The following is a 21,247-nucleotide window of genomic DNA, read 5'->3' as shown; positions in this document are numbered from 1 at the left end:
GAATGGGGCACAGGGCGTTCGCTACAGGTTATGAGGTTCTTGCGAGTACACTGCTGGCACTTATGAATCTTTACGGCGTTGTGGTTGGGTTGATCGTACTTTCGCTGCTGGCAGTGAGTTTGTCGCGGCTGGGTAAGGTGAAGACGAAGGCGGATTACCTGGTGGCTGGGCGAAGTCTGCCCGCGTTTGTGCTGGTGTTTACGCTGCTCTCGAGCTGGATTGGTTCGGGCAGTCTGCTGGGTGGAGCGGAGAACGCTTACCGGCATGGGTTCGCAGCACTGTGGCAGGGTGGTGGAGGCTGGGCTGGATTGCTGCTGATCTATTTCATCGCGCCACGTGCCCGAAAGTTTGCGCAGTTCACCATTCCCGACTTACTGGAGGCGCGCTACAACCAGACGGCGCGCGTGCTGGGGGTGATTGCCGTGTTGTTCACTTACACGGCGATTACGAGTTACCAGTTGATTGGTGGCGGAGATATTTTGCACCTGATTTTTCCGGATGTGGTCACGCCGATTATGGGGCGCTACATCCTGGCAGGATTCGTCATCGTATTCACGGCGATTGCGGGTATGAGTTCTGTTGCGTACATGGACGTTGCCATTGGAATGCTGACTACCGTCACGATGTTGGTGGCGCTGCCCCTGCTGGCGCATAGCGCGGGAGGTTGGGGCGCAGTTCACGCCGCGCTTCCGGCGACGCACTTTCAGGTCCTCGGCGATTTGAGTGGATGGCAGGCTCTGGAGCTGTTTCTGCCGACGTGCCTGTTGATGCTCGGAAACCAGTCGATGTATCAAAAGTTTTTCTCCGCAAAGAGTGAGAAGGACGCACGACAGGCGGTGGTTGGATGGATCATCGGCACGGTGATTCTGGAGACGATTATTGTGGCGATTGCTGTTGTGGGATCTGCTCTGTTTCCCACGGGCGAGGTGCATGCGCGTCCGCGCGAGATCCTGGCGTACTCGGCGCTGCACGGATTGCCGGGGATTCTTGGGGCGGTGATGATGGGTGCGATCTTTGCAAAGATCATCTCGACGGCCAACAACTATCTGTTTTCCCCTTCGACCAACCTAGTGAATGATGTTTTTATCCGTTACGTCAGGCCGGGTGCCAAGAACAAGGAGATTCTTCTGGTGTCTCGCGGGATGGTGGCGCTGCTCGGTCTGTGGGCGCTGTTTCAATCTCTGGGGACGGAGAGTGTGCTGAAGAAGACCCTGTATGCCTACACGATTTACTCGGCTGCGCTTACGCCTGTGATTCTGGCGGCTTTCTTCTGGAAGCGGGCAACGGCCGCGGGGGCGGTGGCCAGTATCGCTGCGGGAACGGTGATCACGGTGAGTTGGGAGCGTGTGAGTGGTTGGTTTCCGCGTGTTGTGGCGGAGAGGGACGCGATTCTTCCTGCGCTGCTGGTATCCCTGTTGGCGCTGGTTATTGTGAGTTTGTTTACCAAGCGGCATGCCGGGTTGGTTGCAACGGAATAACCGCCGGATCGCTCTGTCTCCCCGTGAAATGAATCTTGTGTGAGACGAAATGACCATCCCGGGCATCTGAACAGTGAAGCTGAGAGATGATGCGAGGTGAAGGGTATGCAGGACTTAGCGACGGCGGAGCAGAAACGTGTCTTGATCCTGGGTGCTGGATTCGCCGGATTGAACGTTGCCAAGGGATTGGCTGATGCGCCGGTCAATCTGACGCTGGTGGATCGGAAGAACCATCACACCTTTCAGCCGCTGCTCTACCAGGTGGCGTTGGCGGTGCTTTCTCCCGCTGACATTGCGCAACCGATCCGGGCGATTCTTCGTTCGCCCAATACAGAAGTGCTGATGGACGAAGTCATTGCGGTGGACAAAGACACGCGCCGCGTCACGCTCAAATCCGGGACCGTACTGAGGTATGACTATCTTGTGATAGCTACGGGATCGACTCACTCGTACTTCGGGCGCGACGATTGGGCCGCGCTGGCGCCTGGACTCAAGACAATCGAAGATGCGCTGGAGATTCGCCGTCGTGTTCTGCTGGCGTTTGAACTTGCTGAAAACGAGATGCAGGAGACAGGCCAGCATCCGGCTCTGAACTTCGTAATCATTGGCGGCGGACCGACGGGCGTGGAGCTGGCAGGTTCTATCTCGGACATTGCGAAGCTTTACATGAAGAGCGACTTCAAGCACATCAATCCATCGACGGCGCAGGTGACGATTCTTGAGGGATCACCGCATGTGTTGAGCATGTACCCCGAGGACCTGCAGAAGAAGGCGCTCGAGCAACTCGCGGGCCTGGGCGTGAATGTGCGTACGAACGCTCACGTAACGGATGTAAAGCCGGGATACGTAATGGTCGGCGACGAGAAGATCGACTCTGTCGTGACGTTGTGGGCTGCAGGTGTGCAGGCTTCTCCCCTTGGAAAGCTATTGGGCGTGGAGACAGATCGGCGCGGATGCGTTGTGGTGGATGGCTATCTCCATCCCGCAGGACATGAAGAGATCTTTATCTGCGGCGATCTTGCCCATGTGGAGATCGATGGCAAACAGGTCCCGGGAGTAGCACAGCCTGCAATGCAGATGGGCACTTACACCGCAGAAAGTATCAAGCATCTTCTGCGCGGAGAACCCATAAAGAAGACGTTCCATTACTTCGACAAGGGAGATATGGCAACGATCGGAAGAAAGGCCGCGGTGGCGCGCGTCGCGTGGCCTTTCAAGGCCGACCTGAGCGGCTTTCCTGCGTGGATTGCCTGGTTGATCGTGCATATCTTCTTCCTGATTGGATTCCGCAACCGGCTTTCGGTCTTTCGTTCCTGGGCTTATACGTATCTCTTCTTTGAAGAGGGTGCGCGTTTGATTACTGGATCGCAGCAGCTGCCAGGGTGGCAGACGCACGAAGCTGCGGCAACGGCGACTCCTGATGAAGTCTCCACGAAGCCTTAGTTGGCATACGAAGTAGTTCTGAAGGGAATTTTTTTGTGTGTTGACGTGTCTTTTAGAACAACGGAGGAGGCTGTCGTCGGAATGTAGCGACTGCGGCCTTATCCGTTGGCAGGAGACGCATGGCTCACTCTCAGATCGAAGCTCCCGATTTATCCGATGCGGCATCGGAGGTAGCGCCGCCGAAGTTAGCCGATAAGTTTGCTTCGGCACAGAAGTCTGCACAGACGCTGAAGTGGAGCAATCCCGCTGTGATCGGATTGCTTGCCACGGCGTTGGGACTGGTCGGCAATCTTGCGATGGCCTCGTATAACGATCGCAGCACGCGTGAGTTGAATCGAGCCAAGATGCAAGCGGACCTGATTCAACAGGCAGTTAATACGCATAGTCTGCAACAGTCCTGCCGGAACCTGCTCTTCTTCATCGATACAGCCTTTATCTCGGATAGCAAGGGAAAGATCACGCAGCAGTGTCTGTATCCGCTGCCGCAAACGGAGATTCCTTTCTCAAATGCCGTTGCCTCTACTGCTGCAGCAGGGACGAGTGCTTTACAGGCAGTGAATGCATCGAGCAATATGGGCATCAAGGTGACCAGGAGCGATCAGCCGGATGCGGTGCGTTACCAGGTATCGTTCACTGTTCCCAACGAGCCGAACAATCCGACCTTCAATACAGTGAAAATTTATTGCACGCAGCTCACGAATCGAGAGCGGACTCAAAGCAAGATTTATCCGGAGATGCAAGGGAACTGGAGGCCAGGCGACCGGGTTAGCTTCACCATCGACGTGCCCACGAAATTGGCGAATACGCAGACGGGATGGAACCTGACGTTTTGCGTCGGAACAGACAGCGCGTGTTATCCCAGTCCTAATCTTCTAAAGTTCATCTCGTAGTTGCAGTAGCTCGCCAGATCATCGGCTTTGCATCCTGGCTCGACTCGCTTACAGTAAGCGCAATGAGAAAACTTCCAGTTTGTGCGTTGCTGCTGGCGATCTCCGCTGGGGCGCAGAGTTCTGTTTCGAAGCAGATGAATGCGGCGGTGCAGGCGTATGTGGACAAGCATGAGTACATGGGGACTGTGCTGGTAGTGCGGCACGGCAGTGTTCTGCTGGACAAGGGATACGGCATGGCCGATGCGGAGTGGTCGATTCCGAATGCTCCGGATACACGGTTTCGGTTAGGTTCGATTACGAAGCAGTTTACGGCCGCGAGCGTTCTGCTGCTGGAAGAACGTGGCAAGTTGAAGACGGACGATTTGCTGAGCAAGTATCTTCCGGACACGCCGAAGACATGGGAGAAGATTACGCTGGCGGAGTTATTGACGCATACGAGCGGAATTCCGAATGTGACGGATTTTGCAGGCTATGACCAATGGAGTGCGGCGGTGAAGACGCGTGCGCAGCTACTGGAGAAGTTTCGAGATCTGCCTTTGGATTTTGAGCCGGGCACCAAGTACAACTACAGCAACTCAGGTTATGACGTCCTGGGGATGGTGATCGAACGAGTCAGTGGGCAGGATCTCGGAGTGTTCTTACAGGAAAATATCTTCGGTCCCGTAGGAATGAAAGAATCGCGGCTTGGTGTGGATACGATGATCCTTCCGCATCGCGCAGTAGGCTATGAATTGAAAGATGGCGTGCTCATCCGGGCAGGGTATACAAGTACGAGCGTGTCTTTCGCTGCGGGTGCAATTCACTCCACGACGCACGATCTTTTGAAGTGGGAGAATGCGCTGTTTGGAGGGAAGGTGCTATCGCCCGCGTCTTTCACTAAGATGACGACTCCTGTGAAAGCGCTCCATGGGATGGGCCTTGTGATGGGAGAGGTTGCCGGGCATAAGACTGTGATGCATTCGGGGAGCGTGTATGGATTCAATAACTACATGACGTATTTCCCGGCGGAGGATGTCAATGTCATTGTTCTTGGGAATGAGAGTGGCAAGGCTCCAGACCAGATTATGGAAGAGCTGTCGAAGTTAGCTTTGCAGTAAGTGGTCGATGTTACTAGCTCGACTCGATAACTGAAAAAGCAGATTCCTTCGCTTCGCTACGGAAGGACAAAGTATGTCGTAGGAATTACGAAAGACATAGAAAGGGCAGCCGATCTCCGGCTGCCCTTTTTCGTCCGCAAGTTACAGGTTATGCGGGAACGGCTTCCGCGGATTTGACCTTCACGGGCGTGAGCCAGTTGTGACGGTCGGCTTTCTTGCCGTTCACAAGGGCAAAGAACTCATCATGAAGGAGCTTTGTGATCGGGCCCATATTGCCGTCTCCTATGAGAATGCGATCGACGGAGCGCAGATGCGTGACCTCAACCGCGGTGCCGGTGAAGAAGGCTTCGTCGCTGATGTAAAGCATCTCGCGGGGCAGAGTCTGCTCGACGACAGGGATGTTGAGTTCCTTGGCGAGTGTAAGGATGGACGCGCGCGTAATGCCGCTGAGCACCGAGTTCGCAAGCGGTGTGGTGTAGAGCACGCCGCCGCGCACGAGGAAGAGATTCTCGCCAGAACCCTCGGAGAGGTATCCATTCACATCGAGCGCGATGCCCTCGGAGTAGCCATTCACTTCAGCTTCCATACGGATCAGCTGCGAGTTCATGTAATTTCCGCCAGCTTTTGCGAGAGAAGGCATGGTGTTGGGCGCGAGGCGGTTCCAACTTGAAACGCAGACATCCGCACCTGCATTGCCAGGCACGTATTTGCCCCAGGGGTAATTGATGATGTAGATCTCCATCGGTGAACGAAGGGGATTCACACCGACCTCGCCGTATCCACGGAAGGCGATGGGACGGATGTAACAGGGAGCAACGCCGTTCGCTTCGACGACTTGCAGGACGGCATCGCAGAGTTGGTCGAGGGTGTAGTCAATCGGCATGCGGTAGATCTTTGCCGAATCCAGAAAGCGCTGCATGTGTTCCGGAAGGCGGAAGATGCCTGCGGTATCACCCTGTCCGTAGGTGCGCAGACCTTCAAAGATGGAAGAGCCATAGTGGACGACATGGCTCATGACGTGGATCTGGGCTTTCTCCCAGGGGATGAGGTTTCCGTTGTGCCAGATCTTCTCAGTCGTCTCTATTGCCATAGCTTTCTCCGAACCGATCGCTGGATGCGAGTAATTGCCAGTATATCCGCCTAACGCAGCAGATATCCGGTGAGTGCGAAGGCTAAGCCGACGGCTCCTATCGCCAGACCCAAAAGCCAGTAGGTTCTCTGACGTGTGAGGAGGGTGATGGAAGAAAGAACGACCGCGATCTGCAGGAGGGCTTCCCCGGCATCGAAACGAGAAGCCCGATGTTCCGCGAGCTCGACCTTTTCTTCTAACTTGCGGGCGCGCTCTTCGCTCTCCTTCAGATCGTTGTCCCACTTGGCGGTGTGCGCTTTGTACGCTGCCTGGTCTTTCAATGCGGTGGGATTGGTAGGAGCCACGACTGCGAGAAGGTCGGAGGCGAGGTTGATCTGGTTCTGCCGGACCTTTTTTGCCTGATAAAGCCCCCATTCATCGGTAGAACGGGCCTGGGCGAGAATGGCTTCAGTATGAGAGCGGTGGCTCATGACGGTAACAAGGGCTACCAGTACCGCAAGTACGCTGATCGAGAACGAGACGGGGTAGAGGTGCGATTCGCGTCCCTTCTCCTGGTCTTCGACAAATTCCTGAATTTCGTTCGCTTCCATGTTTCCCCTTATTTCACGCAGGCTTTCGCTATGGCGTAGGGCTATTGTAGGGAGTTTCTCCACCGGTTTTCCACGTTGCGCGTTTGCGGGATCGTGAATGCTTCGTTACTCTCAGAAAGGTTCAGGGAGTGAGTGCTTCGCACTGAGTCACCGATCAAGAGACGGTGTTCAGGGGTTGCACAGAACGAAATGATCCGGTAGAGTCAAGAGGTTGCGGAAACAAAAGGTTGCCTGCTGAAACACGAAGTTGCAGAAAGCAAGATGTTCCTGTAGAGTTGGAAAGTTGCAGAAAACAAGAAGCAGCCTGCTGAAACATGAAGTTGCAGAAAGCGGAATGTTCCTGTAGAGTCAAGAAGTTGCAGAAAACAAAGAAGTAAAGAACAAGAAGTAAGCGTTTCACGCTTGCGGTCTGCCAGAAAAGAATGGCGACAACGGATAGGGCCTCAGAGAGGCTTCCGGCGAGTTGATGGAGCTGCAGTCCAAGCGTTTGTTGTGGCAAGCTACGGCGGCCCAATCCAAACCCAAGCCACTGCTCTACAAGAGAGGCCTAGAGCCTCGGAGTTACTGCTTTTATGGCAGTCAACTTTAGAGATGATTGAGATTTTGTGCGCTGTTTCGCGAGCTTCCGAGTGTGTTTCGGTTTGCCTTGGTTCTTCCAGCTGGTTCTTCTCCCTGACGGGTTGAAAAGAAGATTGGCGAGGGGATTGACAAGGGCAAGCGAAAGCGATACTCTTAGAGAGTTCGCGCAAAACGTCACTGACAAGTAGTCGGGCCAAAAGATACTAAGTAGTTGAGTATCAAGGCGGATGAAGAAGGTCAGTACCAAGACGAAAACAGCGCCATCAAGTTCGAGGACACTCTACAGCAGGCTTTGCCTCTTAGATGTCCTTGATCCAAAGCAGACGGCTCAGGCCGATCTGGCGAGGATCTTTGACAACATAGTTGAACGTGCCAGTCGTGAGATGAAGTAGGCCTTTGGTTTAGTCATTCTCACTAGTTTTAAACCTGTCGGCCTTTCGAGCGCTGACAGGCGCTTGACTCTTACGACCTCCGTCGTAAGGCAAGCAACCAGAATTCAAACGAGAGTTTGATCCTGGCTCAGAATCAACGCTGGCGGCGTGCCTAACACATGCAAGTCGCACGAGAAAGGGACTTCGGTCCTGAGTAAAGTGGCGTACGGGTGAGTAACACGTGACTAACCTACCTCCGAGTGGGGAATAACCTAGGGAAACCTGGGCTAATACCGCATAACACTTACGAGTCAAAGCAGCAATGCGCTTGGAGAGGGGGTCGCGGCAGATTAGCTAGTTGGCGGGGTAATGGCCCACCAAGGCAATGATCTGTATCCGGCCTGAGAGGGCGCACGGACACACTGGAACTGAAACACGGTCCAGACTCCTACGGGAGGCAGCAGTGGGGAATTTTGCGCAATGGGGGAAACCCTGACGCAGCAACGCCGCGTGGAGGATGAAGTATCTTGGTACGTAAACTCCTTTCGATGGGGAAGATAATGACGGTACCCATAGAAGAAGCCCCGGCTAACTTCGTGCCAGCAGCCGCGGTAATACGAGGGGGGCAAGCGTTGTTCGGATTTATTGGGCGTAAAGGGTGCGTAGGCGGTTTGGCAAGTTTGGTGTGAAATCTTCGGGCTCAACTCGAAGTCTGCATCAAAAACTGCCGGGCTTGAGTATGGGAGAGGTGAGTGGAATTTCCGGTGTAGCGGTGAAATGCGTAGATATCGGAAGGAACACCTGTGGCGAAAGCGGCTCACTGGACCATAACTGACGCTGAGGCACGAAAGCTAGGGGAGCAAACAGGATTAGATACCCTGGTAGTCCTAGCCCTAAACGATGATTGCTTGGTGTGGCAGGTACCCAATCCTGCCGTGCCGAAGCTAACGCGATAAGCAATCCGCCTGGGGAGTACGGTCGCAAGGCTGAAACTCAAAGGAATTGACGGGGGCCCGCACAAGCGGTGGAGCATGTGGTTTAATTCGACGCAACGCGAAGAACCTTACCTGGGCTCGAAATGTAGTGGAATCCGGCAGAAACGTCGGCGTCTAGCAATAGACTGCTATATAGGTGCTGCATGGCTGTCGTCAGCTCGTGTCGTGAGATGTTGGGTTAAGTCCCGCAACGAGCGCAACCCTTATCTCCAGTTGCTACCATTCAGTTGAGCACTCTGGCGAGACCGCTTCGGATAACGGAGAGGAAGGCGGGGATGACGTCAAGTCCTCATGGCCTTTATGTCCAGGGCTACACACGTGCTACAATGGCCGGTACAAACCGCTGCGAACCCGCGAGGGGGAGCCAATCGGAAAAAGCCGGCCTCAGTTCGGATTGGAGTCTGCAACTCGACTCCATGAAGCTGGAATCGCTAGTAATCGCAGATCAGAACGCTGCGGTGAATACGTTCCCGGGCCTTGTACACACCGCCCGTCACATCACGAAAGTGGGTTGCACTAGAAGTCGGTGCGCTAACCGCAAGGGAGCAGCCGCCCAAGGTGTAATTCATGATTGGGGTGAAGTCGTAACAAGGTAGCCGTAGGAGAACCTGCGGCTGGATCACCTCCTTTCTAAAAGAGAACGCTCCGGCACATGACCACGTCCCGTGTATCACGGGCAGCTTCGGCTGAGTGGCTCATGAGTTGTCGGAAACCTTCCAGTCTAAGCCTTCGGGTGAATACTGGAGGAGCCTGAACTAGACCTTCTTTTAGTCTCTTCGATCATTACGATGGTCAGATCCGGCGTAGCCGGTTCGCACGTTCAACTGTGTCCTCGAAAACTTTCGAGAGCTCAACGAGCTCCACAAGATCAGCGAGGGCTTGAGATGTTGTAAGATATCTTAAGCCATCTAGCTGGGCCTGTAGCTCAGTTGGCTAGAGCGCACCCCTGATAAGGGTGAGGTCGGTAGTTCGAGTCTACCCAGGCCCACCATTGCGCTCGTTATGTGCTTTATCATGGGGCTGTAGCTCAGTTGGGAGAGCGCCTGCTTTGCAAGCAGGATGTCATCGGTTCGATCCCGGTCAGCTCCACCATTATCTGCTCTCGAAGGAAAGTTACTGAATGAGGTTGAGCTTCTGGAGTTATCCAGGTGCTGAGCCTTGGGCGGCAACTTAGCTCATGCCACCACAAGGTGGACGCGTTACAAGGCGCGTTGAGGATTTTTGACAACTGAATAGATTGGGTAAATGTAACTACAAGGCTGAGCCTTCAAAGCATGGGTAGTTTCCTTGCGATGAAGATTTAGTGTTGAGTGTCTTTAGAATATTCAGTCAGGCGTGGATGTATCGGGTGTGTTCCGATGCGTGAAGCGATCTGACACGGCGGACTATATAAATTATCAAAACGTAGATTATGAGGCGCTTTGGTCAGCAATGACCTCTGCGTGCGAGTAAATTCTATGGTCAAGCTACTAAGGGCGCACGGTGGATGCCTTGGCAGAAACAGGCGATGAAGGACGTGGCAAGCTGCGATAAGCTTCGGGAAGCCGCACACAGGCGTTGATCCGGAGATTTCCGAATGGGGAAACCCACCCAGGTAAAACCTGGGTATGTCCTACTGAATACATAGGTAGGAACAAGCGAACGGAGGGAAGTGAACCATCTCAGTACCTCCAGGAGAAGAAAGAAACCTCGATTCCGAAAGTAGTGGCGAGCGAAATCGGATGAGCCCAAACCCGTCGCATTACGGTGCAACGGGGGTTGTAGGGCCTGCAACAGTAGAGTTACCAATCTGGTCGATAGTCGAACTTCCTGGAAAGGGAGATCATAGAGCGTGACAATCGCGTAGACGAAATTGATCCAGACTCGAAGCAGGTACCTGAGTAAGGCGGGGCACGAGAAACCCTGCTTGAATCCACGGGGACCATCCCGTAAGGCTAAATACTCGTTTCTGACCGATAGTGAACCAGTACCGTGAGGGAAAGGCGAAAAGCACCCCATTGAGGGGAGTGAAAAGTACCTGAAACCGTGTGCCTACAAGCAGTGGGAGGACTATGCCCGTAAGGGAATGTCTGACCGCGTGCCTATTGCATAATGAGCCGGCTAGTTATTCTTGTCAGCAAGGTTAAGCGTGAGCGAGCCGCAGCGAAAGCGAGTCTGAATAGGGCGTTCAGTTGGCAGGAATAGACGCGAAGCGGGATGATCTACCCTTGGCCAGGTTGAAGATGGGGTAACACCCATTGGAGGACCGAACCGGTGTTTGTTGAAAAAAGCTCGGATGAGCTGAGGGTAGGGGTGAAAGGCTAATCAAATTCCGTGATAGCTCGTTCTCTCCGAAATAGCTTTAGGGCTAGCCTCGGGTGATTTGGATCGGTGGTAGAGACATGATTGGACTAGGGGGCTTTCCGGCTTACTGAATCCAGCCAAACTTCGAATGCCGATCACAACCAGCCCGGGAGTCAGACTGTGGGGGCTAAGCTTCACAGTCGAGAGGAAAACAGTCCAGACCGCCTGCTAAGGTCCCCAAATTATAGTTAAGTGGGAAAGGAAGTCGGAACGCTCAGACAGCCAGGAGGTTGGCTTAGAAGCAGCCATCCTTTAAAGAAAGCGTAATAGCTCACTGGTCAAGCGGTCCGGTGCCGACAATACAACGGGGCTAAAACTATATACCGAAGCAGCGGATGCACACTTTTAGTGTGCGTGGTAGGAGAGCATTCTCGCGACGATGAAGGTAGACTGAGAAGACTACTGGAGTTTCGAGAAGAGACCCTGCCGGCATAAGTAGCGATAATGAAGGTGAGAACCCTTCACGCCGAAAGTCTAAGGTTTCCTGAGGAAGGTTAATCCGCTCAGGGTTAGGCGGTCCCTAAGCTGAGGCCGAAAGGCGTAAGCGATGGATATCCGGTTAATATTCCGGACCTCCCAGTACCTCGTTATTACGATGGGGTGACGCAGAAGGATAAGCAGGCCCTCCTATGGCTATGGGGGTTGATGTACGTAAGCTGGTCTCGATAGGCAAATCCGTTGAGACTTAACAGTGAGGTACAAAACAGTAAGGCGTATGCCTGAAAGCTGCTGATTTCACACTGCCAAGAAAAACCTCTAAGGAGAGGGATTGGGAACCGTACCACAAACCGACACAGGTAGACGAGGAGAATATCCAAAGGCGCTCGAGTGAAAGCTTGTTAAGGAACTCGGCAAATTAGACCCGTAACTTCGGGAGAAGGGTCGCCACGTTAGGGTTTATAGCCCGAGGTGGCCGCAGTGAAACGCGAACGGCGACTGTTTAACAAAAACACAGGTCTCTGCAAAGTCTAAAACGACGTATAGGGGCTGACTCCTGCCCGGTGCCTGAAGGTTAAAAGGAGGGGTTAGACGCAAGTCGAAGCTCTGAATTGAAGCCCAGGTGAACGGCGGCCGTAACTATAACGGTCCTAAGGTAGCGAAATTCCTTGTCGGGTAAGTTCCGACCTGCACGAATGGAGTAACGATCGTTCGACTGTCTTAACGAGTTGCTCGGCGAACTTGTAGTACCGGTGAAGATGCCGGTTACCCGCAGCTAGACGAAAAGACCCCGTGCACCTTTACTATACTTTTACTATGGTTTACGGCAATTGCTGCGCAGGATAGGTGGGAGGCTTTGATACCAGGATCTCGGTTTTGGTGGAGCCAACGGTGAGATACCACCCTGCGATTGTTGTGATCCTAACCTGCTCCCATTATCTGGGAGAGGGACATAGTAAGACGGGTAGTTTGACTGGGGCGGTCGCCTCCTAAATTGTAACGGAGGCGCGCGAAGCTACACTCAGGTCGTTTGGAAATCGACCGTCGAGTGCAAAGGCATAAGTGTGGTTAACTGCGAGACCTACAAGTCGAGCAGATGCGAAAGCAGGCCTTAGTGATCCGGTGGTTCTGTATGGAAGGGCCATCGCTCAACGGATAAAAGGTACGCCGGGGATAACAGGCTGATCGAAGCCAAGAGTTCATATCGACGCTTCGGTTTGGCACCTCGATGTCGGCTCATCGCATCCTGGAGCTGTAGAAGGTTCCAAGGGTTAGGCTGTTCGCCTATTAAAGCGGTACGTGAGCTGGGTTCAGAACGTCGCGAGACAGTTCGGTCTCTATCTGCTGTGGGCGTAGGAGATTTGAAGGGGGCTGTCCTTAGTACGAGAGGACCGGGATGGACGAACCTCTTGTGTTCCAGTTGTCTTGCCAAAGGCACGGCTGGGTAGCGAAGTTCGGTTATGATAACCGCTGAATGCATATAAGCGGGAAGCATGCCCTAAGATGAGATCTCCCAACCCAAAAGGGAAATGAAGGGCCCAGGAAGACCACCTGGTTGATAGGCTGGATGTGGAAGCGCAGTAATGCGTGTAGCTTACCAGTACTAATCGCCCGTTCGGCTTGTCCATAGAATTTACTCTGCGCAGATGTTTTATATAGTCTGTTCGAAGAGATTCTCGACACAAGCCATGTAGTTACTAATAGAAACAAACAGGAAATACCTCTAGCCCAATCTATTCAGTCGTGAAAGATCGCAACGCGATCATTCGACAATTTGCCGGTGAAAATACCGCGAGGGCCACACCCGTTCCCATCCCGAACACGGAAGTTAAGTCTCGCTGGGCCGATGGTACTGCACGGGTGACTGTGTGGGAGATTAGGTGGTCGCCGGCATTATTTCAAAAGCAAAGCCCACTCTTCGGAGTGGGCTTTGTTACGTTTGAAGCTATTCTCAAGCAGTGTCTTCGCAATGGATAAAGATGAGCGTCATGTCTAGAAGTCGAAGAAATTAGGTGGAGGCCGTTTTCGCTGGCCTGGAAATCGAAATCACGATGAACAAGGTCGTGATGAGGCAGGAAGATCTGACGCTTCCGCTGGGTGGCCTCGATCTGATACAACGAGACGCCGGATATGGTATCGAAGCAAAAGCGACGCTAGTCCAGGCCAGTTTCCCCCGGAGACCAGTAGGCGTTCAAATTACTCCCGAAGAGCGAAATACCAGCCTTCTTGCACGCTCTGAAATGGAGCGTGTCTACCCCTGCGAAGACCAACTGCGGCGACTGCATGCGCACTGCTTATTTCGCCATCAGTAAAACGACGTCGGCGAGGTAGGGGCCATCCCTCACGCCAAATTTCCGTAGGATCTTTTCGGCTTGCACAGCGAGGTTTCATCCGAAGAAGAGAGCGGGGCTTTGTGAAGGAATCGGGCGCTCAGAGCGCTATCATGAGGCTTCGAGGCGCGCCAGAAACGATAGTGTGCCAGATGATCCGAACAATAGGTGTGGACTTCTCTTATTACTTCGTTGAGCGACAGAAGTAATAAGAGACGGTGAGCCAAGAATGGGCGAATTGCTTGTATCACTTCGTTCACTCCATCTATTGAGGCTGTTCGATGCGAGTATGGCTGATTCTGGTTTTTACAATTGTTGCAGAAAGAATTCCAATGGGTGGCGTAAGCTTCTGTGCCTCTGCCGACGATAACTGGATCTTACGAACCACGCTCATCCCCCGGACAACGTGCCCGAATGCGGCAAAGCCCTGGCCATCTGGATTTCGTTTTCCTCCGAAGTCAAGTTCTGGCTGGTCGCCGATGCAGATGAAAAACTCAGATGTTGCAGAGTTCGGGACATTGCGGGCCATCGAGACCGTGCCATTGACATGATGGAGGCCGGTCTTATTCGTTCGTTCAAGACCAATTGCAGGGAAAATTTTTTTCTCCAAGTCGGGATTGATGCCCGCTTGAATAACCTCAATCTTGATCAGATTGTCAGGTTGGTTCTGTGGAGTCACAGTGCGGTGAAAAGCACCTCCATCATAGAATCCACCATTTACGTAGCGCAGGAAGTTTGCAGTGGTCGCTGGCGCTTGTCTTGCGTCGGCTTCCAATTCAATGTCGCCAAGATCGGTGTGGAGAAGTATATGAGGGTTGGTCTGCTGTGCACATACAGGCAAACTAAGCAACATCCCCAGCAATAAGAAGCGGGTCATCGTACGAGAATAGCACTGCTGACAATTTACAAAATGATATCAACAATTTTCTCTCGGCCTCTTTTCTCTCGACCCCCGCATTTATTCTGTGCATCTGCGCAAGCGTTACGGCAAGTACAAGAACGTTCATAAGCGGTTCAGTCGCTGGGCGGCCAAGGCGGGTTGGGAGAAGATCTTCCGTGACCGTGTCAGCGAGCACCGGAGGCGAAGCACCCAAAGAACCCCTTTGATAAAAACACGGTTGCCCACGGTGGTCCGGTCTACGGTCTTCACACGCACGGGAAGCAGACCCTCGATCCGGCTCCACTGCACTCACTCAACTCAGAACGCCCAATACCCATGAAAAACAGGACAACAAATCAAAGGAACGGAGCAAAGTCTATTGTCGATACTGCCTAGAATGAATGGAGATGAGTGTTCATGTTGAGAGATTCAGCGGTAGGGTGGCAGAGTACGCCCAGTATCGCGAACGTTACGACCCTTTCGTAGCGTTGCCGCTGCTCGAAAAGTGGTGCGGTCTGGTGCCGGACTGGACCGTTGCCGATATCGCAGCAGGTACGGGCACGTTGAGTGATGTCTTCCTTGCGAATGGCCATCGGGTGATCGCAGTGGGAACGAGATACTGGATCAATGCTGGGCGATTCGGAGCGCGGCCTTCAGAAAAGCCGGTGAGATCTTTTGAGCACTGAAGAATTTCAAATTCGTCGCGCGGAACCTCGCGATATCCCCGAGCTTCGTGAACTGATCGAGTTGTCCGTCCGTCATCTGCAGAAGAATGATTACAGCGCCGCGCAGATCGAGGGTGCCCTAGGGCATGCGCTTGGGCTGGATACGCAACTCGTTGAAGACGGAACGTACTTCGTGGCAGCACCTATTGCAGAGCCAGATCGGATCGTTGCGTCCGGTGGATGGAGTTACCGAAGGACGCTCTTTGGTAGCGACCATGGGCCGAATCGGGAGCTAACCTTGCTTGATCCTGCCACGGAACCGGCAAAAATCCGGGCGATTTTCGTTCATCACGGGTGGTCGCGTCGGGGACTGGGTACTTTGATGTTGAAGCACTGTGAGGACGCGGCGCATGAAGCCGGTTTTCGAAAGCTTGAGATGGGATCGACTCTCACTGGTGTACCTCTGTACTCCCTCAAAGGATACCTTCCGAGGGAGTACAGAACTATCCCGCTTCCAAACGGAGAGACACTTCCGATTGTCCACATGACAAAGACACTTTAGCGCTTCCAAACGCGACGAACTATTTTTTGAATGTTTCCTGATGGAGTTGTGCCAGCCAGGTCTTGCCTTGTTTTATCCAAACTGTCGAAGTCAAAGTTTCGCCATCCATTTTCTGTCCTCCGGCCGTGCCCTCGAAATGAACGCGGGCGACGATCAGAGCTGATTTGGCCGAAATCCGAATGACGTGCGGATCGTGAATCTGAAAAGACGAAAAAGTCAAAATCTTAAGCTGGTCAACATTCTCTGCCTCATTCATCAGCACTCCCGTAGCTTCGATGCAGAGGTAATCCGGGGCTAAAAGCTGCTTAAAAGCCGTGATATTGGGTTGTGATCCCACGAAGGTCTCCCACACCATGTTCTCGCGAACAAGAATGTCTCTGCTTAGATCTTCCGCGTGAACGGTTGTAGAGAGGGCAAGAACGGTTAATGAGGCAGCAAGAGCAAACTTCGGATTCAACTTCAATGGGATCTCCCGGATCGACTTCAACTAATGGTTGTTGTCGATAAGACACGGAGGCGCTGAATTTATTCTTTCTCTCTTGAAGCGTATCCGGACTTGCAAGTACGGAATGGTCCCTGATTTATTTGAAGAGCTTCAGATCGACGAAGCTCCCCATGGCGGCATACCCAACGTCGGACGGGTGAAGATGGTCGCCGTGATCGTACTTCGGAAGGAACTGGTCTGGGTGGGCGGGATCCTGGGTCGCCTTATCGAAGTCGATGACACCGTCAAAGCTGCCTTGTGTGCGGATGAAGGCGTTTACCTGCTGCCGCATCGCTTCGCCCGCGGGTGAGGCGTATTTTGCGCCGACGAAAGGAGTAAGCGTAGCGCCGATGACGCGGATATTCCGGGCACGGGCGCGCATGACGATCTCTTTCATGCCGTTGATGATGGCGTCGGCAGTGACCTCGTCTCCAGGTCGCAGAGGCTGGACGGTGCGTCCTATGTCGTTGATGCCTTCCAAGAGGATAAGGAATTTGATGCCCGGTGCCGCGAGAACATCTCGATCGAGACGGCTTAATGCGCGCGGTCCCGTACCTTCGTGGAGAATGCGGTTGCCACTGATGCCTTCATTCAGAATGGAAAGGTACTTGGTCTTTTTATTCGAGGCCAGCCGCGCAGCTAGAACATCTGGCCAGCGGCGATTCGCATCGACTGTAGAGGCGGTGCCGTCTGTGATGGAATCCCCAAGCGTCACAATTGCAGCTGATTTTTTTTCGGCATTCACCTGGACGTTTTTGAGGAAGTACCAGGAGGTATTGGTCGGTGCTTCGTCCATGGCTTCATCCGCAGCGTGGTTGCCGGCAGCGAAATAAGTGGTCTCCACAGCAAGAGGATGATAGGTGACGGTAGTGAGCGCCTGTGTCGGAACGACGATGCTGATGACGAGATCGGAGAAGATGGGCAGGGTCAACTTCACAGGATCACTGGAGAGGAACTGTCCCGTGGGGATGGTTGTCGAGCTCTGGCCTCCGAAGGTGATGGCCCGGTCCGTAGCGGGGAGGATGCGGCTTCCGGCAGAAAGAAATGCGACGTGTACCGAAGAGATATTGAGCGGCACGCCGCCAAATTCATTGGTCAGGGTCAGACGCATGGTGTTTCCGCCCTGCGAGATGTGCACGACTTCGCGCACCGTGGTCTCCGCCTCTCCTAGCTTGAGGGTGTCGCTGATCTTTGCGTTTCCGCTCAGCGGCGAGGTGGCCCAAGTACCGACCCACTGGGTCTCAGCCTGTGTAATGGAAGCAACAAACAGAAGAAGGAGGAGTGAGATGCGTCGCATGAAGATGTCTTTTACCTCGACTAATGTTGTAGACGGCAGAGAGTTCCCGACGGTTTGATCTTACTGAAAGTAAGATACCTGTGGGGATCAATCGAAAGGTTCGCCATCCTAGGAGTATTCTGAGCGTGCATTCAATCCACGGAGGAACGACAGATGAATTTCGGTATGCGATTAGCAGCGGTAGCAACAGCGATGACGCTGGCGGTGGCGCCTGCGGTCGCCCAGAAGAAGTCGGTGAAGGTCATTCTGAAGGACCCGCAGGGCAAAGATGCCGGAACGGTCACCTTCAAGCAGGTTAAAAAAGGCGTGAAGGTTGAAGTGAAGCTGGAAAATCTTCCCATTGGCGACCACGCAGTCCACGTGCATGCGGTGGGCAAGTGCGAAGCTCCCGATTTCAAGACGGCGGGTGGACACTTCAACCCCACCACGAAGCATCACGGATTCATGAGCACAGACGGTCACCACGACGGAGATTTTCCCGAGAGCGTGACGGTTGGCGAGAACCACCGTGGCGAGAAGACGTTTGTTGCGGATTATCTGTCTCTGGATCCGTCTGCCCCGAACTCGATCTTCGCCAACGGCGGAACCTCGGTCGTGGTGCATGAAAAGAAGGACGACCAGATGACGGATCCAGCCGGAGCTTCGGGAAACCGGATCGCCTGCGGCGTCGTTCCTGCGGCATAAAAGAGTCTGTGTCCCATTCTTTCGCGGCTTCATCGCGAAAGGATGGCGCGGAGAGCACAAAGCAGTCTCAAAGGCACTTCGTAAAAGCAGATCCCTTCGCTTCGCTACGGGATGACAAAGTGTACATGGGCAGATCCTTTTCCCCGTTACACGATGACAAAGTACGGTGGTAACTCAAAGGCGCGGCCACTGGCTGCGCCTTTGAAGTTCCCCCAGGGAACTCCGCCAGAGGACATTGCGTATAGAGATGCATGGGCGTTCTGCACATCTCGATGGCTTCTCTGGGACCGAAGACGCCCCGGCTTGCCCGCTTTCCGGAGAATCCTTTCCCACGGCCGAATGTGAAGATCGTTCCGTTGGCGCAAATCGGCGATACACTTCCTGTTACAGCGGGTGGCGCCATGAACAATGGTCGGGGTCCGACCATGGGCGGCCAGCGCGCGGAGAGACCTTTGGAGAAGACGGCGGAACAGCTGGAGTTGGAGAGGCTCGTCGTCGCCTGCTCGCAGGGAGACTCTTTGGCTTGGCAGAAGCTGGTCATCTCCCAGCACCGTCGCGTCTACGGCATCTGCTATCGCTTCACCGGTTCTCCTTCCGACGCTGAGGACCTTACGCAGGATGTTTTCCTGAAGGTCTACCGGAATCTCGACAATTTTGATGCGACGAAGGGCGGCTTTACGACCTGGCTTACGACGCTGACGCGTAACCTTCTGGTCGACCATTTCCGTCGTACGCGGCAGGAGCGGGTCACTGATTCCATTGATGCGAGCATGGACGGCGAAGACGATGGGCCAACGATGGCCGACCGTCTGAGCGATCCGCGCCGCAGCCAGTACGACCAGGTGGCGCAGAAAGAGATGCGTGCGCGCATCCAACATGGTTTGAAGCAAATGTCTCCGGAACTGCGCGAAGCGGTGATTCTCCGCGATTTGGAAGACATGGATTACAAAGAAATTTCCGTTGTGCTGAATGTTCCGGAGGGTACGGTGAAAAGCCGCATCAGCCGGGGGCGCGCGGAACTTGCAAGGCTTTTAGGACGTATAGAAGGGCAGGTGGTTTAGATGGCCGACAAGACACAATTCGGCGGACAGCAGCGAGGAAGTACAGAAGGATTGACGTGCGCAAACTGCGAACGGCTCCTGATGGATGCTCTGGATGGAATGCTCACGGCGGAAGAACAGGCAGCGTTTGATCTGCACCTGATTCATTGCTCCGCGTGTGCGAGCAAGGTGGCCGACGCGCGCCGTGGTGCTGCGTGGATGGAGATGCTGAAAGACGCCCCACCTGAGCCACCGGATACGCTCGTCAATCGCATTCTGTCCCAGACCTCCGGGATGAATCCTGGTCTGGCAGTTGCCGGAGCACAGGCGCAGGCGATTCCCGCTTCGGGAAAGGTCCTTGCCTTCCGTCCCCGCTTTGCGGTCGGGGCGCAGAGCTTCGTTCGTATGGCGATGCAGCCTCGTCTGGCGATGACGGCAGCGATGGCGTTCTTCTCTGTTGCGCTTACCCTGAATTTGGTAGGCGTTCGGGTCACCAAGATTCGTCTTGCCGACCTGAAGCCTTCAAGCCTTCGCCGCAGCTTCTATCAAACGAATGCCCACGTGGTCCGTTATTACGACAACCTGCGTGTGGTCTATGAGCTGGAATCCCGTGTGCGCGATCTACAGCGGGACAATGATCGAGAGACTCAGCATCACCGGACAGAACCTGCACCACCTGCACCGGATACGAAGAAACCCGCAGGCGGCGGCTCCAGTCGTCGCATCCCCGCTGCGAAGTTTACAACGGTTGCAATGAAGGCAGATCGGGCCAGAATTCTTGATGGAAATGCAGGAACATTCATACGAAAGAACGTACGGATGACGGGGGTATGGGCATGAGCTACGAAGAGCAGAAGTTCACCAATCAGGATGCGCCGGAACCCCAGGCCAGCGAGCCGGGCTATGTTCCTCCAGTGGGGTATCCAGGCGGCTTTATTCCCCCGCCCGTCCCTCCTACAACGCCCAATCCAGGCCTCGCAGCGCTCCTTGGCTTCATCCCCGGTGTCGGCGCGATGTACAACGGCCAGCTGGTCAAAGGACTTGTGCATATCGGTATCTTCGCCGTGCTCGTCTCGTTGTCTTCTGACGTCAATGGGATCTTCGGTCTCTTTGTTGCCGGTTGGGTCTTCTACCAGGTCATCGAAGCGCACCAGACTGCCGTGGCGCGTCGCAACGGCATGCCTCTTCCGAATCCCTTCGGCTTGAACGATCTTGGGGACCGTATCGGCTTTGGTCACGGACAGGGTTGGCCAGGATCTGGACCGTACGTGCCGCCTTATACGCCGCCCGGCAACGTTCCTCCGGGCTATACCGCTCCCGGTTATGTCCCTTCGGGATATGTGCCTCCTGTTGCTCCGGGATATGTTCCTCCCGCGAATCCTTACAGTGCGGATCCGGCTTACGGAGCTTCGCCCTATACTCAGCCGCCGCCGGAGTATGGCTACGCGCCTCCAGTAGCTCCTCCCGTCATTCCGCCGCCGGATATGAACAGCTTTGCATCACGCGTTCCTACGGGCGCTATCTGGATGATTGGGCTGGGTCTGTTCTTTCTGGCGACTCATACCCATGGTGTGTACGTCGTCCACGGATCGCTCTTCCTTCCGCTGCTCTTCATCGGCCTGGGTGTCTGGATGTTTGTACAGCGCAGTGGCATCCTTCGCATTGCGAACGATGGCTCCGCAGCGTATCGATGGAACCTGCTGCTTGCGGCACGACGCTCCGGCTGGTTGATCCTCCTCGGTGTGATCTTTCTTTTGCAGAGTCTCCATATTGTTCGCTGGGGAAGCGTCTGGCCGCTGTTTTTCATCTACCTCGGATTGTGGGCTATTGCTGAACGGCTCATGGCACAGCAGATGGCCGCCGAGAGTTACGCTGCTTCGGCTCCCGTCGTGCCTCCGGTGCAACCGAGCGAAACGTCGATCGTCCCATCGCCCAGCTACAACGATCCGGGCGCAGATCATCACGATGACCGCAATGGGGAAGGACGATAG

Annotated in this window: 16 protein-coding genes, 2 tRNA genes and 3 rRNA genes; 16 read left to right on the top strand and 5 right to left on the bottom strand. The window is 54.3% G+C overall.

Features of this window, described 5'->3' with window-relative positions; genetic code table 11:
- Positions 1-62 precede the first annotated feature (62 nt).
- The 4 genes from ACIPR4_RS15760 (at position 63) to ACIPR4_RS15745 (ending at position 4,908) form a co-directional block, all read left to right on the top strand.
- Positions 63-1,478: a sodium:solute symporter family protein gene (locus ACIPR4_RS15760; protein WP_041586869.1), complete on the top strand. Its 1,416-nt coding sequence runs from the start codon at positions 63-65 to the stop codon at positions 1,476-1,478.
- 105 nt (positions 1,479-1,583) lie between these two features.
- Complete coding sequence (locus tag ACIPR4_RS15755; RefSeq protein WP_013569654.1) at positions 1,584-2,921, top strand: NAD(P)/FAD-dependent oxidoreductase; 1,338 nt, start codon at positions 1,584-1,586, stop codon at positions 2,919-2,921.
- Between the two features lie 119 nt (positions 2,922-3,040).
- Positions 3,041-3,811, top strand: coding sequence for a hypothetical protein (locus ACIPR4_RS15750; protein WP_013569653.1), 771 nt, complete (start codon positions 3,041-3,043; stop codon positions 3,809-3,811).
- A gap of 62 nt (positions 3,812-3,873) precedes the next feature.
- Positions 3,874-4,908: a serine hydrolase domain-containing protein gene (locus tag ACIPR4_RS15745; RefSeq protein WP_013569652.1), complete on the top strand. Its 1,035-nt coding sequence runs from the start codon at positions 3,874-3,876 to the stop codon at positions 4,906-4,908.
- Positions 4,909-5,056: 148 nt separating this feature from the next.
- Here the strand turns inward: ACIPR4_RS15745 and ACIPR4_RS15740 are convergent, their stop codons facing one another.
- Entirely contained in the window at positions 5,057-5,998 is a 942-nt protein-coding gene (locus ACIPR4_RS15740; protein ID WP_013569651.1) for a branched-chain amino acid transaminase, read from the bottom strand.
- A 50-nt stretch (positions 5,999-6,048) separates the two neighbouring features.
- Positions 6,049-6,588, bottom strand: a complete 540-nt coding sequence (locus ACIPR4_RS15735; RefSeq protein WP_013569650.1) for a DUF4337 domain-containing protein — start codon at positions 6,586-6,588, stop codon at positions 6,049-6,051.
- A 1,075-nt stretch (positions 6,589-7,663) separates the two neighbouring features.
- On the opposite strand from ACIPR4_RS15735, the gene ACIPR4_RS15725 reads away from it, so the two are divergent.
- The 6 genes from ACIPR4_RS15725 (at position 7,664) to ACIPR4_RS15700 (ending at position 13,626) form a co-directional block, all read left to right on the top strand.
- Positions 7,664-9,163: ribosomal RNA gene (locus ACIPR4_RS15725) — 16S ribosomal RNA — on the top strand.
- A 284-nt stretch (positions 9,164-9,447) separates the two neighbouring features.
- Positions 9,448-9,524 (top strand) — tRNA-Ile (locus ACIPR4_RS15720).
- Positions 9,525-9,549: 25 nt separating this feature from the next.
- Positions 9,550-9,625, top strand: a tRNA-Ala gene (locus tag ACIPR4_RS15715).
- Between the two features lie 367 nt (positions 9,626-9,992).
- Positions 9,993-12,942: ribosomal RNA gene (locus ACIPR4_RS15710) — 23S ribosomal RNA — on the top strand.
- Positions 12,943-13,090: 148 nt separating this feature from the next.
- Positions 13,091-13,207 (top strand): 5S ribosomal RNA (gene rrf, locus ACIPR4_RS15705).
- Together the 16S, 23S and 5S rRNA genes with 2 tRNA genes alongside form the textbook arrangement of a ribosomal RNA operon.
- Before the next feature lie 119 nt (positions 13,208-13,326).
- On the top strand, positions 13,327-13,626 hold the full coding sequence (locus ACIPR4_RS15700) for a hypothetical protein (protein ID WP_041586136.1): 300 nt from the start codon (positions 13,327-13,329) through the stop codon (positions 13,624-13,626).
- 283 nt (positions 13,627-13,909) lie between these two features.
- Here ACIPR4_RS15700 and ACIPR4_RS15695 read toward each other — a convergent pair whose 3' ends face one another.
- Positions 13,910-14,521 carry a peptidylprolyl isomerase gene (locus ACIPR4_RS15695; RefSeq protein WP_013569649.1) on the bottom strand — a complete coding sequence of 204 codons (612 nt, stop codon included), beginning with the start codon at positions 14,519-14,521 and terminating at the stop codon, positions 13,910-13,912.
- Positions 14,522-14,931: 410 nt separating this feature from the next.
- Here ACIPR4_RS15695 and ACIPR4_RS15690 point away from each other — a divergent pair, with 410 nt between their 5' ends.
- Positions 14,932-15,210: a class I SAM-dependent methyltransferase gene (locus ACIPR4_RS15690; RefSeq protein ID WP_144312456.1), complete on the top strand. Its 279-nt coding sequence runs from the start codon at positions 14,932-14,934 to the stop codon at positions 15,208-15,210.
- The gene (locus ACIPR4_RS15685; protein ID WP_013569647.1) at positions 15,200-15,751 is read left to right on the top strand and encodes a GNAT family N-acetyltransferase; all 552 of its coding nucleotides are present in this window, start codon (positions 15,200-15,202) and stop codon (positions 15,749-15,751) included. Before ACIPR4_RS15690 ends, ACIPR4_RS15685 begins: the two co-directional genes overlap by 11 nt.
- Before the next feature lie 19 nt (positions 15,752-15,770).
- Here ACIPR4_RS15685 and ACIPR4_RS15680 read toward each other — a convergent pair whose 3' ends face one another.
- Both ACIPR4_RS15680 and ACIPR4_RS15675 read right to left on the bottom strand, forming a co-directional pair.
- Complete coding sequence (locus ACIPR4_RS15680) at positions 15,771-16,214, bottom strand: nuclear transport factor 2 family protein (RefSeq protein WP_013569646.1); 444 nt, start codon at positions 16,212-16,214, stop codon at positions 15,771-15,773.
- A 118-nt stretch (positions 16,215-16,332) separates the two neighbouring features.
- Positions 16,333-17,532 (bottom strand): SGNH/GDSL hydrolase family protein, encoded by a 1,200-nt coding sequence (locus ACIPR4_RS15675; protein WP_013569645.1) that lies wholly within the window; start codon positions 17,530-17,532, stop codon positions 16,333-16,335.
- A 165-nt stretch (positions 17,533-17,697) separates the two neighbouring features.
- Here ACIPR4_RS15675 and ACIPR4_RS15670 point away from each other — a divergent pair, with 165 nt between their 5' ends.
- The 4 genes from ACIPR4_RS15670 (at position 17,698) to ACIPR4_RS15655 (ending at position 21,247) form a co-directional block, all read left to right on the top strand.
- On the top strand, positions 17,698-18,216 hold the full coding sequence (locus ACIPR4_RS15670; RefSeq protein WP_144312703.1) for a superoxide dismutase family protein: 519 nt from the start codon (positions 17,698-17,700) through the stop codon (positions 18,214-18,216).
- A 251-nt stretch (positions 18,217-18,467) separates the two neighbouring features.
- The gene (locus ACIPR4_RS15665; RefSeq protein WP_013569643.1) at positions 18,468-19,277 is read left to right on the top strand and encodes an RNA polymerase sigma factor; all 810 of its coding nucleotides are present in this window, start codon (positions 18,468-18,470) and stop codon (positions 19,275-19,277) included.
- Positions 19,278-20,096: an anti-sigma factor family protein gene (locus tag ACIPR4_RS15660; RefSeq protein WP_013569642.1), complete on the top strand. Its 819-nt coding sequence runs from the start codon at positions 19,278-19,280 to the stop codon at positions 20,094-20,096.
- Positions 20,093-21,247, top strand: coding sequence for a LiaF transmembrane domain-containing protein (locus tag ACIPR4_RS15655; protein WP_144312455.1), 1,155 nt, complete (start codon positions 20,093-20,095; stop codon positions 21,245-21,247). The genes ACIPR4_RS15660 and ACIPR4_RS15655 overlap by 4 nt, the downstream gene beginning before the upstream one ends.

The organism is Terriglobus saanensis SP1PR4 (assembly GCF_000179915.2).
In the GTDB taxonomy this organism is placed as follows: domain Bacteria; phylum Acidobacteriota; class Terriglobia; order Terriglobales; family Acidobacteriaceae; genus Terriglobus; species Terriglobus saanensis.
The sequence above is the reverse complement of the archived record's forward strand: the minus strand, read 5'-3'. Positions and strand labels throughout refer to the sequence as shown.

Coding starts and splice junctions, on each gene's coding strand:
- ACIPR4_RS15675 (WP_013569645.1), bottom strand. CDS start 17,532: ATGCGACGCATCTCACTCCTCCTTCTTCTGTTTGTTGCTTCCATTACA.
- ACIPR4_RS15750 (WP_013569653.1), top strand. CDS start 3,041: ATGGCTCACTCTCAGATCGAAGCTCCCGATTTATCCGATGCGGCATCG.
- ACIPR4_RS15695 (WP_013569649.1), bottom strand. CDS start 14,521: ATGACCCGCTTCTTATTGCTGGGGATGTTGCTTAGTTTGCCTGTATGT.
- ACIPR4_RS15735 (WP_013569650.1), bottom strand. CDS start 6,588: ATGGAAGCGAACGAAATTCAGGAATTTGTCGAAGACCAGGAGAAGGGA.
- ACIPR4_RS15760 (WP_041586869.1), top strand. CDS start 63: ATGAATCTTTACGGCGTTGTGGTTGGGTTGATCGTACTTTCGCTGCTG.
- ACIPR4_RS15740 (WP_013569651.1), bottom strand. CDS start 5,998: ATGGCAATAGAGACGACTGAGAAGATCTGGCACAACGGAAACCTCATC.
- ACIPR4_RS15660 (WP_013569642.1), top strand. CDS start 19,278: ATGGCCGACAAGACACAATTCGGCGGACAGCAGCGAGGAAGTACAGAA.
- ACIPR4_RS15745 (WP_013569652.1), top strand. CDS start 3,874: ATGAGAAAACTTCCAGTTTGTGCGTTGCTGCTGGCGATCTCCGCTGGG.
- ACIPR4_RS15690 (WP_144312456.1), top strand. CDS start 14,932: ATGAGTGTTCATGTTGAGAGATTCAGCGGTAGGGTGGCAGAGTACGCC.
- ACIPR4_RS15655 (WP_144312455.1), top strand. CDS start 20,093: ATGAGCTACGAAGAGCAGAAGTTCACCAATCAGGATGCGCCGGAACCC.
- ACIPR4_RS15755 (WP_013569654.1), top strand. CDS start 1,584: ATGCAGGACTTAGCGACGGCGGAGCAGAAACGTGTCTTGATCCTGGGT.
- ACIPR4_RS15665 (WP_013569643.1), top strand. CDS start 18,468: ATGGGCGTTCTGCACATCTCGATGGCTTCTCTGGGACCGAAGACGCCC.
- ACIPR4_RS15670 (WP_144312703.1), top strand. CDS start 17,698: ATGCGATTAGCAGCGGTAGCAACAGCGATGACGCTGGCGGTGGCGCCT.